This is a genomic window from Modestobacter versicolor, assembly GCF_014195485.1.
GTDB lineage: Bacteria > Actinomycetota > Actinomycetes > Mycobacteriales > Geodermatophilaceae > Modestobacter > Modestobacter versicolor.
On sequence record NZ_JACIBU010000001.1, the window covers coordinates 3,620,144 to 3,633,878 of the forward strand.

Consider the following 13,735-nt stretch of genomic DNA (forward strand, 5'->3'; position numbering starts at 1 on the left):
CCATGCTCGCGCGCAGTGCACCGCCCCACCCGGAGCAGGAGGAGACCACCGTGAAGGCCGCCCGGCTGTCCCGCGCCACCGCCCGCCTCGCCGTCGCGGCCGCCGTCCCCCTGCTGCTGGCCGGCCTGACGTCCTGCAGCTCGGACGACGCCGGCGACCCGGCCGACGCTGCCGGCAGCAGCACGCCCGAGGGCACGGCAGCGCCGACGTCGTCGTCCGCGCCGGTGGCGGCCGGTCCGTTCGGGCCCGGCTGCGGCCTGTTCCCCGTCGAGGGCCCCGGCAGCCTGGCCGCCATCGCCACCACCCCGGCCGGCGCCGCGATCAGCGGCGTCCCGGAGCTGGGCACCCTCACCCAGGCGGTCATCGCCGCCAACCTGGTCGACGTGCTGAACACCCGGCCGGAGGTGACCGTGCTGGCCCCCTCCAACGCCGCCTTCGACGCGCTGGGGCCCGACGCGCTCCCCGCCCTGCTCGCCGACGCCCCACGGCTGACGGCGGTGCTCACCCACCACGTGCTCAACGGCCGGCTGACCCCCGAGCAGCTGGTCGGCGAGCACACCACGCTCAACGGCGACTCGGTCACCGTCTCCGGGCCGGCCGACGCCCCGACGGTCACCGCCGAGCAGACGGTGCCCGGCACCGCGGCCGGCGCGGTGCTCTGCGGCGACGTGCCCACCGCCAACGCCACCGTCTACGTGGTCGACCAGGTGCTCACCCCGGCCGGCTGACCGCGTCCGGTGTGCTCAGTAGGGTCCCTCCCATGACGGCAGCCCCGGCCCACCACCCCGACCGCGACCGGCTGCGGGAGCTCATCGTCTCCCTCGCCGTGGTGCACGGGAAGGTCACGCTGTCCTCCGGCCGCGAGGCCGACTGGTACATCGACATGCGCCGGCTGACGCTGCACCACGAGGGCGCCCCGCTGGTCGGCCGGGTGATGCGCCAGCTCACCGGCGACCTCCGCTACGACGTGGTCGGCGGCCTCACGCTGGGCGCCGACCCGGTCGCCACCGCGATGCTGCACGCCGCCTCCGACGGCGCCGGCTTCCTGGACGCCTGCGTCGTCCGCAAGGAGGGCAAGGCCCACGGGCTGCAGCGGCGGATCGAGGGCCCGGACGTCGCCGGCCGCACCGTGCTGGTCGTCGAGGACGTCTCCACCACCGGCGGCAGCCCGCTCACCGCGGCCGAGGCCCTGCAGGAGGCCGGTGCCGAGGTGATCGGCATCGCCGTCATCGTCGACCGCGGCGGGCGGGCCGCCGTCGAGGCCGCCGGGTTCGAGTACCGGGCGGCGTTCGACCTCGCCGACCTCGACCTGGCCTGACGGAGGGCCCCCTCGCCCCCACCGCTCGCACGCTCGCGGCCGGCCACTGCGAGGGGGCCGGACGGGGCAGGGGCGATGGACGTACCGTCGGGGCGTGACCGCCCTCACGACGACGTGGGTCCGCGAGCTCCAGGACGCCCTGGGCCCGGACAGCGTGCTCACCGACCCCGACGTCACCGCCGCCTACGCCCGCGACCAGGCGATGCTCGCCGAGGCCGGGCTGCCGGCCGCGGTGGCGCTGCCGCGCAGCACCGAGGAGGTCTCCGCGGTCCTGCGGCTCGCCTCCCGGCACGGCGTCCCGGTGGTGCCGCGCGGCGCCGGCTCCGGGCTGGTCGGCGCGGCGAACGCCATCGACGGCGGCATCACCCTGGTGCTCACCCGGATGGACGCCGTCCTGGAGGTCTCCGCGGCCGACCGGCTCGCCGTCGTCCAGCCCGGGGTGGTCAACAAGACGCTGCGGGACGCCGTCCGCGAGCACGCGCTGTTCTACCCGCCGGACCCGGCCAGCTACGACTGGTGCACCCTCGGCGGCAACCTGGCGATGAACTCCGGCGGCTTGTGCTGCGTGAAGTACGGGGTCACCACCGACTACGTGCTCGGCCTGGAGGTCGTGCTCGCCGACGGGCGGGTGCTGCGCACCGGCCGCCGGACCGTCAAGGGCGTGGCCGGCTACGACCTGGCCCGGCTGTTCGTCGGGTCCGAGGGCACCCTCGGCGTGATCACCGAGGCCACCCTGGCGCTGCGGCCCGCGCCCCAGCCGCCGGTCACCCTGGTCGCCAGCTTCGGCACCAGCGCGCAGACCGGGCAGGTCGTCGAGCAGGTGGTCACCAGCGGCCTGGTGCCCAGCATGCTCGAGGTGATGGACCGGACCTGCATCCGCGCGGTCGACGACCTGATGCGGGCCGACCTGGACCGGGACGCCGCGGCCCTGCTGCTGGCCCAGTCCGACAGCGGGGGAGAGGTCGCCGCCGCCGAGATCGCCGCGCTGACCCGGCTGTGCGAGGCGGCCGGTGCCGACTTCGTGCACTCGACCGACGACCCCGCCGAGGGCGACCTGCTGATGACCGCCCGGCGGATGGCGCTGCCGGCGCTGGAGCGGCTGGGCAGCAGCCTGCTGCTCGACGACGTCGCCGTCCCGCGCTCGCGGGTGGCCACCTTCATCGACGGCTGCGACGCCATCGCCGCCACCTCGGGCCTGGTCATCGGCGTGGTCGGGCACGCCGGCGACGGCAACATGCACCCGACCGTCGTGTTCGACGGCGCGGACCCCGACCAGCGCACCCGGGCGTTCGCCGCGTTCGACGCCATCCTGGAGCTCGGGCTGTCGCTGGGCGGCACGATCACCGGTGAGCACGGCGTGGGCACGCTGAAGGCCGACTGGCTGGAGCGGGAGATCGGCCCGGTGTCGCTGTCGGTGCACCAGGCGGTCAAGGACGCGCTCGACCCGGCCGGGATCCTCAACCCCGGCAAGATGTTCCGCCGCGCCTCGGTCGGCGACCTGGCGGCCGTCGGCCGGCTGCCGGGCTCCTGACCCGCTCCGCGGTGGCAGGCTGCCGGTCATGAGCGAACGGCTGGTCGTGGTCGGCGGGGACGCCGCCGGGATGTCGGCGGCGGCCCAGGCCCGCCGGCTGCGGGACGCCGGTGACCTGGAGATCGTCGTCCTGGAGCAGGGGCAGGACGTCTCCTACTCCGCCTGCGGCATCCCGTACTGGGTCGGCGGCCAGGTCGGCGAGCGCAGCGACCTGATCGCCCGCACCCCGGCGGAGTTCGCCGCCCGGGGCATCACCGTGCGCACCGGCACCCGCGCCGAGGCCATCGACCTGGCCGCCGGCCAGGTGCACACCGCCGGCGGTGAGCGGCTGGGCTACGACCGGCTGGTGGTGGCCACCGGTGGGCGCCCGGTCCGGCCGCCCATCCCCGGGCTGGACGCCGACGGTGTGCACGGCGTGCACCGGCTGGACGACGGCGCGGCGATCCGGACCGCCATCGACGGGCTGCCCGGCGACCGGCCGCGGCGGGGGCTGGTGCTCGGCGGGGGCTACATCGGCCTGGAGATGGCCGAGGCGCTGCAGCGCCGCGGGCTGGAGGTCACCGTCGTGCTGGCCGACCCGCTGCCCATGCAGCTGCTGGACGCCGACATGGGCGAGCGGGTCTGCGCGGCGATGACGGCCATGGGCATGACGGTGCACACCGACCAGGCGGTGCGCGAGGTGCTGGTCGACGCGTCCGGCCGGGCGTGCGGGGTGCGCACCGACGTCGGCAGCTACGACGCCGACCTCGTCGTCCTCGGGCTGGGCATGGGGCCGGAGGCCCGGCTGGCCGCCGACGCCGGCCTGGCGCTCGGGCCGACCGGGGCGGTCGACGTCGACCGCAGCCAGCGCTGCCGCGACCACCCGGAGGTGTTCGCCGCCGGCGACTGCGCGCAGACCTTCCACCGGGTCACCGGCGAGGTGGCGCACGTGGCGCTGGGCACGCACGCCAACAAGCAGGGCCGCGTCGCGGGCTCGGTCATCGGTGGCCGGCCGGCGCGGTTCGCCGGGGTGCTGGGCACCGCCCTGACCAAGGTCGGCGACCTCGAGGTGGCCCGCACCGGGCTGTGCACCACCCAGGCCGAGGAGGCCGGCTTCGCCTACCGCACCGACACCATCGAGGGCACCACCCGGGCCGGCTACTACCCGGGGGCCGAGCAGGTGGCCGTCAAGCTGATCAGCGAGAGCGGCTCGGGGCAGCTGCTCGGTGCGCAGGTGGTCGGCGGGCCGGGGGCCGGCAAGCGGATCGACGTGCTCGCCACCGCGATCTGGGCCGGGATGACCGCCGAGGACCTGGCCGGCAGCGACCTCTCCTACGCCCCGCCCTTCTCGCCGACCTACGACCCCGTCGTGGTGGCCGCCCGCAAGGTCAGCCGGACCGAGCAGGGCTGAAGGACCCCGCTGCCCCCCACGCCACGCTTCGCGCGGCGCGGGCCCCTGCAGCGGGGCCGGAGGATGGCGCGATACTGACGCCGAGCAGAGCCGCCGGACCGACGTCAGGAGTGCACCGCATGCCCATCGCGACCCCCGAGGTCTACGCAGACATGATCAGCCGGGCGAAGGAGGGCGGTTTCGCCTACCCGGCCATCAACTGCACCTCGTCCGAGACGATCAACGCGGCCCTGCGCGGCTTCGCCGACGCCGGCAGCGACGGGATCATCCAGTTCTCCACCGGTGGTGCGGAGTTCGGCTCGGGCACCCGGGTCAAGGACATGGTCACCGGCGCCGTGGCGCTCGCCGAGTTCGCCCACGTGGTCGCCGAGCGCTACCCGATCAACGTCGCGCTGCACACCGACCACTGCCCGAAGGACAAGCTGGACAGCTACGTCCGCCCGCTCATCGCGATCTCCCAGGACCGGGTCGACGCCGGGCAGGAGCCGCTGTTCCAGTCGCACATGTGGGACGGCTCGGCGATCGAGCTGACCGAGAACCTGGAGATCGGCCAGGAGCTCATCGAGAAGTGCGCCGCCGCGAAGATCGTCCTCGAGGTCGAGATCGGCGTCGTCGGCGGCGAGGAGGACGGCGTCGCCCACGAGATCAACGAGAAGCTCTACACGGCCGACGGCGACTTCGTCCGCACCGCGGAGGCCCTCGGGCTCGGCGAGAAGGGCGTCTACCTGCTGGCCGCGACCTTCGGCAACGTGCACGGCGTCTACAAGCCGGGCAACGTCAAGCTCCGCCCCGACGTCCTCGAGCGCGGGCAGGCCGTCGTCGCCGAGCAGTTCGGCCTGGGCGAGGGCGCCAAGCCCTTCAACCTGGTCTTCCACGGCGGCTCGGGCTCGGACCTCTCCGACATCCGCGAGGCGATCTCCTACGGCGTGGTGAAGATGAACGTCGACACCGACACCCAGTACGCGCTCACCCGCGCGATCGCCGGGCACATGTTCAGCAACTACGACGGCGTGCTCAAGGTCGACGGCGAGGTCGGGGTCAAGAAGACCTACGACCCCCGCACCTACATGAAGCTCGCCGAGGCCAACATGGCCGACCGCGTGGTCCAGGCCTGCCAGGACCTGCTCTCCGCCGGCCAGTCGCAGGTGGGCTGACATGACCCACTCCCACAACCTGCTGGGCGAGCCGCCGGCCACCCTCCTGCCCGGCATCCCGGCCGCCGACGAGGCCCTCGCCGCCGGCACCGACCCGGCCGAGGTGGCCGCGGCCCACCCGACGTCCAGCGCCGCCTGGGCCGCGCTGGCGGAGGGTGCGCTCACCGGCGGCCGCACCATCGAGGCCTACGCCTACGCCCGCACCGGGTACCACCGCGGGCTGGACGCGCTGCGCCGCAACGGCTGGAAGGGCTACGGCCCGGTGCCGTGGTCGCACGAGCCCAACCGCGGCTTCCTGCGCTGCGTCACCGTGCTGGCCAAGGCGGCCGAGGCCATCGGCGAGGTCGACGAGCAGGAGCGCTGCACCCAGCTGCTGCGCGACTGCGACCCGTCGCTGGCCCCCTGACCGACCACCCTGCTGCCCCGACCGCGCGCCGGCTCGCGGCGGGCCGGGGGGTTGCGGCTCGCGACCGTCCTGATGCCGGGCGCGCGCGGCGTCGCTAGCGTCCGACTCCGGTCGACACCACCCGGGTGTCGCCTCGAGTGGAGGGGCAGGTCCATGGAGACGTTGCTGTGGATCCTGGCTGTCGTGCTGGTGGTCGCGGGCATCTTCGCGATCCTCCGCAAGCAGCTGCTGTGGGGGATCGTCCTGATCGTCGTGGGGCTGCTGGTCGGTCCGGGCGGGGTCAGCGTCTTCAACTGATCGACGGCCCGCCCCGTACGCGTCAGCGGTCGGGGTGGGCCGCCCGCAGGTGCCCGGTGAGCAGCGACAGCTCGTCGCCGCCGGCGACCAGCCGGGTCAGGTCCTCGAGGTCCACGTCCTCCCGGGTGAGGTCGCCGGCCACCCGGCCCCCGCCCAGCAGCAGGAACCGGTCGCCCACCAGGTGGGCGTACTGCGGGCTGTGGGTCACGAAGAGCACCGCCAGGCCGGCGTCCCGCGCGGCCACCACCGACTGCAGCACCAGCGCCCGCTGGGCCACCGTCATCGGCGCGGTGGGCTCGTCGATCACCAGCACCCGGGCGCCGAAGTGCAGTGCCCGGGCGATCGCCAGGCTCTGCCGCTCGCCGGCCTGCAGGGCGCTCGCGGGCTGCCCCGGGTCCAGCCCGGTGACGCCGACCCGGGCCATCTCCCGTCCGGCGATCTCCTCGGCCCGGCCGACGTCCAGCCGGCGGAAGGGCCACGTGCCCCGGGTGGGCTCCGCGCCGAGGAAGAAGTTCCGCCACACCGACATCAGCGGGGCGATCGCCAGGTCCTGCCAGACGGTGGCGATCCCGCGGCTGCGCGCCTGCTGGGGCGAGCGGAGCCGCACCGGCTGACCGTCGAGCAGCAGTTCGCCCTCCACCGGCCGCTGCAGCCCGGAGAGCACCGCGACCAGGGTCGACTTGCCCGAGCCGTTCTCCCCGAGCACGCACGTCACCTCGCCCGCGCGCAGCGCCAGGGAGACGCGGGACAGCGCGGCGACGCTGCCGAAGCGCACGGTCACCCCGCGCAGCTCGAGCACCGGCGCGCTTCCGGTGGGGTCCGCGGCGGTGCTCACGAGCGCGGCACCGCCCGCAGCCGGCGCCGGACGACGCCGTTGGCCAGCAGCGCGACCAGCAGCAGCACTCCCAGGAAGGCCTGGAACCAGCGCGGGTCCCAGCCGGCCAGCGAGATCCCCTCCCGGGCGATGGCGTAGAGCAGCGCACCGAGCGAGGCGCCGACGGTCGAGCCGTAGCCGCCGGTGAGCAGGCACCCGCCGATCACCGCCACCACGATGAACTCGATCTCCGCGCCCAGCGCCGGGTCGACCTGGACGCCGCCGAGCCGCACGAGCCCGAGCGTGCCGATCAGCCAGCCGGCCGCGGCGGTGCCCAGGAACAGCAGCACCGTCGTGCGGGCCACCGGGACGCCGAGCTCGCGGGAGGCCCGGGGAGCGCCCCCGCTGCCGAAGACGGCGTTGCCGAACCGGGTACGCCACAGCAGCCAGGTGGTGACCGCGGTCGCCGCCAGCCACCACAGCAGCGAGATGCGGAACCGGCCGTCGCCCAGCTGCGTGGTCGCGCCGAACACCGCCAGCGCCGAGTCCCAGCCCTCCGCGCCGGCCAGCCCGGAGACCCGGGAGGAGCCGGCGACCGCCGACGCCACCGCCAGCGAGCCGCCCTGCAGCACCAGGAAGGTGGCGAGCGTGACCAGGAAGCTGGGCAGCCCGGTGGTGACCACCAGCACGCCGTTGACCGCGCCGACCAGCAGCGCGCCGGCCAGCGAGAGCAGCAGCGCCGGCCAGAGGCCGAGCCCGGTCTCGGTGACCAGCAGCGCCGTCAGCAGGGCGCTGGTCACCGCGACGACCCCGATGGACAGGTCGAACTGGCCGGCCACCAGCAGCAGGGCGACCGCGACCCCGCCGATGCCGAGCGGGGCGGCGATGTCGAGGACCGTGGCCAGCCCGCCGGAGCTGAGCAGGCCGGGCGCCTGGAGGGCGAAGAAGACCCCCACGCCGAGCACGCCGAAGAGCGCGCCGACGCTGGGCCGGGCGAGCAGCCGGTCGAGCAGCCGGCGGCCGGCGGAGCGCGGCACCACGGCGACCGCGGGGCCGAAGGCGGGGAGCCGCTCGGTGCTCACCGGCAGCGCACCCGGCAGGGAGCGGGCAGGCGACGGGACGCGGACAGCGAGACCTCCTGGTGCGGCGGCGGTCCGTCCAGTGTCCACGATCCCGGGCGCCCTGAGGGGTGAGCTGGCACTCGGTGCCACGCTTTCAGGGGCGGAGCCGCCAGCGCACCCGGTCGTCGGCGTACCAGGTCCACCGGGTCACCTCGCGCTCGAACGGGACGCCGTCGGCCACCACCTGCGCCGGGGCGCAGGCGATCTGCAGCGCCCGGCCGGTGGCCCGCTGGGGGGTGCGCAGCGGCACCGTGACGACGGCGACGGAGAGCCGGTCGACCGCCGTCCAGTCCGGGCGGACGTCGATCCGGGCGATCTCGCCGTTGGCGACCCGGGCGTCGTCGCAGTAGGCCTGCGCGCCGAACCGGCGGCTGAGCACCCGCCGCTGCTCGCCGAACGCCGTCACCCGGCCGGCCGAGAGCAGCACCCCGCCGTGGTCGTCGCGGACCAGCGGCAGCTCCCGCTCGGCGCCCGTGCCGAGCCCCAGCGAGCGGGCCAACCCGGTCGACGCCGGGTCGTCGGCCGGCGCCCAGCTGACCGGTACGGCCGGCAGCCGGTCCTTGCGCCAGAGCCGGGCCAACACGGCGGCCAGGGCGGGCACCGGCCCCAGCACGTGCACCTCCTCGGCGTCGTCCACGACAGAGGCGACGTGCCGGCGCGACGGCGGCTGCTGGGCCGCCAGACCGCGCAGGTCGAACTGCACCGCGGGCATGCCGATACCCTGCCACCTGGCCAGCCGGGACCTGCCGGTGCGACGAACGAGGAGACCTCACCCATGCCCGCAGTCGTGCTGATCGGCGCCCAGTGGGGCGACGAGGGCAAGGGCAAGGCGACCGACCTGCTGGGTGGCCGGGTGCCGTACGTCGTCCGGTACCAGGGCGGCAACAACGCCGGCCACACGGTGATCACCCCGGACGGCGAGCGCTACGCGCTGCACCTGATCCCCAGCGGCATCCTCACGCCGGGCTGCACGCCGGTGATCGGCAACGGCGTGGTGATCGACCCCGAGGTGCTGATCGGCGAGCTGGCCGGCCTCGAGGAGCGCGGGGTGGACACCTCGCGCCTGGTGATCTCCTCCGACGCGCACCTGATCATGCCGCACCACCGGGCGCTGGACCGCGTCACCGAGCGCTTCCTGGGCCAGCGCAAGATCGGCACCACCGGGCGCGGCATCGGCCCGGCCTACGGCGACAAGGTGGCCCGCACCGGCATCCGGGTGCAGGACCTGCTCGACCTGTCGATCCTGCGGCAGAAGCTCGAGGGCACGCTGCAGGAGAAGAACCAGGTCCTGGTCAAGGTCTACAACCGCAAGGCGATCGACGTCGACGAGGTGGTCGAGGAGTACGCCGGCTACGCCGAGGCGCTCAAGCACCGGATCGTCGACACCCGGCTGCTGCTGGGCAACGCCCTCGACGCCGGCGAGTGGGTGCTGCTGGAGGGCTCGCAGGGCACCCTGCTCGACGTCGACCACGGCACCTACCCGTTCGTGACGTCGTCCAACCCGACCGCCGGCGGGGCGGCCGTGGGCGCCGGTGTCGGCCCGACCCGGATCGAGCGGGTCGTCGGCATCCTCAAGGCGTACACGACCCGGGTCGGCTCCGGCCCGTTCCCGACCGAGCTGCACGACCAGTGGGGCGAGTACCTGCGCAAGCACGGCGGCGAGGTCGGGGTGACCACCGGCCGCGACCGGCGCTGCGGCTGGTTCGACGCGGTGGTCGCCCGCTACGCCAGCCGGGTCAACGGGATCACCGACTACTTCCTCACCAAGCTCGACGTCCTCTCCGGCCTGGAGACGGTGCCGATCTGCGTGGCCTACGACGTCGACGGCGTGCGGCACGACGAGATGCCGATGACCCAGACCGAGTTCCACCACGCCACGCCGGTCTACGAGGAGATGCCCGGCTGGTTCGAGGACATCACCGGGTGCCGCCGGTTCGAGGACCTGCCGGCCAACGCGCAGGCCTACGTCCGCCGGCTCGAGGAGCTGTCGGGTGCCCGGGTCAGCGTCATCGGGGTCGGCCCCGGCCGCGACGAGAACGTCGTCATCCACGACCTGATCGGTTGAAGGACCCCGCTGCCCCCACCGCTCGCGAGCTCGCGGCGGGCCCCTGCAGCGGGGCCAGGGGGTCCCTCTCCGCTAGCGGCGGGGGCGGACCGGGGCCATCGCCTCGGCGGTGAGCTCGGCGCGGGCCCGGTGCGCGGTCTCCGGGGCGTCGGTGATCACGCCGTCCACACCGAGGGCCAGCAGCAGCCGCGCCTCGGTCTGCGCGTCGCCGATGCCGCTGGGGTCGCTGCCGCGGCGCAGGTGGCTGGGCAGGAAGACGTTCTCCGGCCGCAGCGTCCACGGCTCGACGGTCAGCCCGGCCCGGTGCGCCTGGGTGATCAGGTCCGAGACGCCGACCAGGGCGCCGTCGGCGCCGTGGAGCAGGATCCGGCCCTTGTGCGGGGCGATCCCGTCGGCGTAGGTGGAGATCTCGCGCAGCCCGGACGGCGTGATGAGCGCGTCCTGGACGCCCTCCTCCTCGACCAGCTGCACCAGCCGGGTCCCGTCGGTGCCCAGGTCGCGGCGCAGCGCGCGCAGCGCCTCGGGCTCGAACGCCATCACGACGACCGGGCCGTCGGAGCGGACGGCGTCCAGCCGGCGCAGCTCGGCGGCCAGCAGCTCGGTCATCGGCAGCCCCTGGGCGGCGAACCAGCCGGGGTTCTTCAGCTCGGCCTGCACCCGCACCGGGCGGCCGGGGGAGGACCGGCGGCGGACGAGCGCCACGATCTCGGCCAGGGTGAGGACGCCGAAGCGGCCGTCGTAGGCGGTGTTCAGCGGGCGCACGCCGGGCATCCGCTCCACCGCGCCCAGGGTGCGCAGCTCGGCGAGGGTGAAGTCCTCGGTGAACCAGCCGGTCAGCTCCTCGCCGTCGACCTCCTGGGTGCGCCGGCGGTCGGCGAACTCCGGGTGGGCGGCGACGTCGGTGGAGCGGGAGAGCTCGTTCTCGTGCCGGGCGACGAGCTCGCCGTCGCGGGTCACCACGAGGTCGGGCTCGATCAGGTCGGCACCCAGGTCGATGGCCAGCTCGTAGCTGGCGAGGGTGTGCTCGGGTCGGTAGCTGGGGGCTCCCCGGTGGCCGATGACGAGCGGCGTGCGCTCCCGGCGCGGCGAGTCGACGGCCTTCAGGCCGGTCTCGTGCATGTCTCCAGGGAACCCGGCCATCACGTCCCGGTGGTGAACACGCGCCGACGTCATGCCCACAAATCGGAAGACAGCTCCCTCACCAGCAGTCCAGCATCACCCGTGTGAGTGAACTCTCAGTCCCGACGGGCGCGGCGCCGCCGGACGTGCCTGCCGGCTGCGAGGTCGCCCGGGTGGCCCGGGTCGACCGCGGCCTGCTCACCGTGCTCACCGCGACCGGTGAGCACCGGGTGCGCCTGGGCGGCGCGCTGCACGACGAGTCCGCCCCCGCGGTCGGTGACTGGGTGGCGGTCCGCGGCGAGCTCGCCGTCCGGCTGCTGCCCCGGCGCACGGCCTTCGTGCGCACCGCCGCCGGGCGCGGCTCGGCCCCGCAGGTGGTGGCGGCCAACGTGGACCTGGTGCTGGTCGTCGACTCGCTGGTGGGCGATGCCCGGCTGCGCCGCGTGGAGCGGTACCTGGCGGTGGCCTGGGCCAGCGGGGCGACGCCGGTCGTCGTCCTGACCAAGGCCGACGTGTGCCCGGACGTGCCCGCCGCGGTGGCCCGGGTGGCCGAGGACGCCGTGGGCGTCGAGGTGCTGGCGGTCAGCGCGGTGAGCGGCGCGGGCCTCGGGGCGCTGCAGTCGCTGCTCACCCCGGGCAGCACCGCGGCGATGGTCGGCCCCTCGGGGGTGGGCAAGTCGAGCCTGGCCAACGCGCTGGCCGGCCGCCCGGTGGCCGCGACGGCGGAGATCCGGGAGGACGGCCGCGGACGGCACACGACCACCGCCCGCGAGCTGCACCTGCTGCCCGGCGGCGGGCTGCTGATCGACACCCCGGGGATGCGCGAGCTGGCGCTGCCCGGGGGAGAGGGGCTGGACACCACCTACGCCGACGTCGCCGGCTTGGCCGCCGACTGCCGGTTCCGGGACTGCGCGCACCGCACCGAGCCCGGCTGCGCGGTCGCCGCCGCGATCGACCGGGGCGAGCTCGACCCGGCCCGGTTCACCGCCTGGCGCAAGCTGCAGGCCGAGGCGCACCGGCAGGAGCTGCGCGCCGACGCCCGGGCGCGCGCCCTCGAGCACCAGCGGGTGCGGGCGCTGCACCGGGAGATGCGGGCCCGCCCCGCCCGCCCCCACCGCTGACCCGCCGCCCGCCGGCCCCGTCCAGGGCACCGCCCCGAGCGTGCGAGGGGTGGGGAGGACGGGGTCCTTCGACGGTAGCGTTCCTGCGGTGCGCGTCCTCGTGATCGGTTCCGGTGCCCGGGAGCACGCCCTGTGCGTGGCTCTGCAGTCCGACCCCGCCGTCACGGCGCTGGCCTGCGCGCCCGGCAACGCCGGCACCGCGGTCATCGCCCAGCCGTTCGCCGTCGACGCCGCCGACCCGATGGCGGTCACCGCGCTGGCCACCGAGTTCCGCGCGGACCTCGTCGTGATCGGACCGGAGGTGCCGCTGGTCGCCGGGGTCGCCGACGCCGTCCGGGACGCCGGCATCGCCTGCTTCGGCCCGTCCCAGCAGGCCGCCCAGATCGAGGGCTCGAAGGCCTTCGCCAAGCACGTGATGACCGCGGCCGGCGTGCCCACCGCGGGCTTCTGGGCGGTCGGCGGCCCGGCCGAGCTGGAGACGGCGCTGGACGAGGCCGGCCCGCCCTACGTGGTCAAGGACGACGGGCTGGCCGCGGGCAAGGGCGTGCTGGTCACCACCCACCGGGCGGCGGCGGTCGCGCACGGGCGCGCCGTCCTGGACGCCGGCCACCCGGTGCTGATCGAGGAGTTCCTCGACGGCCCCGAGGTGTCGCTGTTCGCCCTGTCGGACGGGACGACGGTCGTGCCGCTGCTGCCCGCCCAGGACCACAAGCGCCGGGACGACGGCGACGGTGGCCCGAACACCGGCGGGATGGGCGCCTACGCCCCGCTGCCCTGGGCGCCGGAGGGGCTGGTCGAGGAGGTGCGGGCCACCGTCCTGCAGCCGACCGTCGACGAGATGGCCCGCCGCGGTGAGCCGTTCAGCGGGCTGCTCTACGCCGGCCTCGCGCTCACCTCGCGCGGGGTGAAGGTGGTGGAGTTCAACGCCCGTTTCGGCGACCCGGAGACGCAGGTCGTGCTGCCGCTGCTGGAGACCCCGCTGGCCGGGCTGCTGCTCGCCGCCGCCACGGGCACGCTGGCCGAGCAGCCGCCGCTGCGCTGGCGCGACGCCGCCGCGGTCACCGTCGTCGTCGCGGCCGCCGGCTATCCCGAGCGTCCGCGCACCGGCGACCCGGTCACCGGTGCGGGCGGCGAGGGGGTGCTGCACGCCGGCACGGTCGTCGGCCCCGACGGGCTGGTGCACTCCGCCGGTGGGCGGGTGCTGGCCGTCACCGCGGTCGGGGCCGACCTGGCCGCGGCCCGGCAGACCGCCTACGAGCGGGTCGCCGCCGTCCGGCTGGCCGGGGCGCACTGGCGCACCGACATCGCCCTGGCCGCCGTCGAGGGGCGCATCACCGCCGGCTGACGGGCCGCTCCACCCCGGAGATGGCCATCTCCGGGAGTCCGCCGCCCCCGGAGA

The 13,735-nt window shown here is 75.5% G+C and carries 14 protein-coding genes; 10 read left to right on the plus strand and 4 right to left on the minus strand.

What is annotated here, in order from left to right; translation table 11 throughout:
• Nucleotides 1–50: 50 nt before the first annotated feature.
• The 7 genes from FHX36_RS17690 (at nt 51) to FHX36_RS17720 (ending at nt 6,096) form a co-directional block, all read left to right on the plus strand.
• On the plus strand, nt 51–728 hold the full coding sequence (locus tag FHX36_RS17690; protein ID WP_220035818.1) for a fasciclin domain-containing protein: 678 nt from the start codon (nt 51–53) through the stop codon (nt 726–728).
• 32 nt (nt 729–760) lie between these two features.
• Nucleotides 761–1,318, plus strand: coding sequence for an orotate phosphoribosyltransferase (pyrE, locus tag FHX36_RS17695; RefSeq protein WP_110550959.1), 558 nt, complete (start codon nt 761–763; stop codon nt 1,316–1,318).
• 94 nt (nt 1,319–1,412) lie between these two features.
• Nucleotides 1,413–2,849 (plus strand): FAD-binding oxidoreductase, encoded by a 1,437-nt coding sequence (locus FHX36_RS17700; RefSeq protein ID WP_110550958.1) that lies wholly within the window; start codon nt 1,413–1,415, stop codon nt 2,847–2,849.
• A 28-nt stretch (nt 2,850–2,877) separates the two neighbouring features.
• A complete protein-coding gene (locus tag FHX36_RS17705) occupies nt 2,878–4,239 on the plus strand; it encodes an FAD-dependent oxidoreductase (RefSeq protein WP_110550957.1) in 1,362 nt (453 codons plus the stop codon).
• Between the two features lie 119 nt (nt 4,240–4,358).
• A complete protein-coding gene (fbaA, locus tag FHX36_RS17710) occupies nt 4,359–5,393 on the plus strand; it encodes a class II fructose-bisphosphate aldolase (protein ID WP_110550956.1) in 1,035 nt (344 codons plus the stop codon).
• Nucleotide 5,394: 1 nt separating this feature from the next.
• Complete coding sequence (locus FHX36_RS17715) at nt 5,395–5,799, plus strand: DUF3151 domain-containing protein (RefSeq protein ID WP_110550955.1); 405 nt, start codon at nt 5,395–5,397, stop codon at nt 5,797–5,799.
• A 153-nt stretch (nt 5,800–5,952) separates the two neighbouring features.
• Nucleotides 5,953–6,096 carry a GPGG-motif small membrane protein gene (locus tag FHX36_RS17720; RefSeq protein ID WP_181428648.1) on the plus strand — a complete coding sequence of 48 codons (144 nt, stop codon included), beginning with the start codon at nt 5,953–5,955 and terminating at the stop codon, nt 6,094–6,096.
• Between the two features lie 22 nt (nt 6,097–6,118).
• Here the strand turns inward: FHX36_RS17720 and FHX36_RS17725 are convergent, their stop codons facing one another.
• The 3 genes from FHX36_RS17725 to FHX36_RS17735 form a co-directional block, all read right to left on the minus strand.
• Nucleotides 6,119–6,931 carry an ATP-binding cassette domain-containing protein gene (locus tag FHX36_RS17725; RefSeq protein ID WP_110550954.1) on the minus strand — a complete coding sequence of 271 codons (813 nt, stop codon included), beginning with the start codon at nt 6,929–6,931 and terminating at the stop codon, nt 6,119–6,121.
• Nucleotides 6,928–7,992, minus strand: a complete 1,065-nt coding sequence (locus FHX36_RS17730) for an ABC transporter permease (RefSeq protein ID WP_343056653.1) — start codon at nt 7,990–7,992, stop codon at nt 6,928–6,930. Before FHX36_RS17730 ends, FHX36_RS17725 begins: the two co-directional genes overlap by 4 nt.
• A gap of 133 nt (nt 7,993–8,125) precedes the next feature.
• Entirely contained in the window at nt 8,126–8,743 is a 618-nt protein-coding gene (locus FHX36_RS17735) for a hypothetical protein (protein ID WP_110553999.1), read from the minus strand.
• 63 nt (nt 8,744–8,806) lie between these two features.
• On the opposite strand from FHX36_RS17735, the gene FHX36_RS17740 reads away from it, so the two are divergent.
• Nucleotides 8,807–10,096: an adenylosuccinate synthase gene (locus FHX36_RS17740; protein ID WP_110554000.1), complete on the plus strand. Its 1,290-nt coding sequence runs from the start codon at nt 8,807–8,809 to the stop codon at nt 10,094–10,096.
• A 72-nt stretch (nt 10,097–10,168) separates the two neighbouring features.
• On the opposite strand, the gene FHX36_RS17745 is transcribed toward FHX36_RS17740, so the two are convergent.
• Complete coding sequence (locus tag FHX36_RS17745; RefSeq protein ID WP_110554001.1) at nt 10,169–11,215, minus strand: glycerophosphodiester phosphodiesterase family protein; 1,047 nt, start codon at nt 11,213–11,215, stop codon at nt 10,169–10,171.
• Nucleotides 11,216–11,319: 104 nt separating this feature from the next.
• Between FHX36_RS17745 and rsgA the strand changes: the two genes are divergently transcribed.
• Together rsgA and purD are read left to right on the plus strand one after the other, a co-directional pair.
• Entirely contained in the window at nt 11,320–12,336 is a 1,017-nt protein-coding gene (gene rsgA, locus FHX36_RS17750) for a ribosome small subunit-dependent GTPase A (protein WP_183513954.1), read from the plus strand.
• Nucleotides 12,337–12,424: 88 nt separating this feature from the next.
• The gene (gene purD / locus FHX36_RS17755) at nt 12,425–13,681 is read left to right on the plus strand and encodes a phosphoribosylamine--glycine ligase (protein ID WP_110554304.1); all 1,257 of its coding nucleotides are present in this window, start codon (nt 12,425–12,427) and stop codon (nt 13,679–13,681) included.
• The last annotated feature ends 54 nt before the right edge of the window (nt 13,682–13,735 follow it).

Coding starts and splice junctions, on each gene's coding strand:
- pyrE (WP_110550959.1), top strand. CDS start 761: ATGACGGCAGCCCCGGCCCACCACCCCGACCGCGACCGGCTGCGGGAG.
- FHX36_RS17705 (WP_110550957.1), top strand. CDS start 2,878: ATGAGCGAACGGCTGGTCGTGGTCGGCGGGGACGCCGCCGGGATGTCG.
- fbaA (WP_110550956.1), top strand. CDS start 4,359: ATGCCCATCGCGACCCCCGAGGTCTACGCAGACATGATCAGCCGGGCG.
- FHX36_RS17715 (WP_110550955.1), top strand. CDS start 5,395: ATGACCCACTCCCACAACCTGCTGGGCGAGCCGCCGGCCACCCTCCTG.
- FHX36_RS17720 (WP_181428648.1), top strand. CDS start 5,953: ATGGAGACGTTGCTGTGGATCCTGGCTGTCGTGCTGGTGGTCGCGGGC.
- FHX36_RS17735 (WP_110553999.1), bottom strand. CDS start 8,743: ATGCCCGCGGTGCAGTTCGACCTGCGCGGTCTGGCGGCCCAGCAGCCG.
- FHX36_RS17740 (WP_110554000.1), top strand. CDS start 8,807: ATGCCCGCAGTCGTGCTGATCGGCGCCCAGTGGGGCGACGAGGGCAAG.
- FHX36_RS17745 (WP_110554001.1), bottom strand. CDS start 11,215: ATGCACGAGACCGGCCTGAAGGCCGTCGACTCGCCGCGCCGGGAGCGC.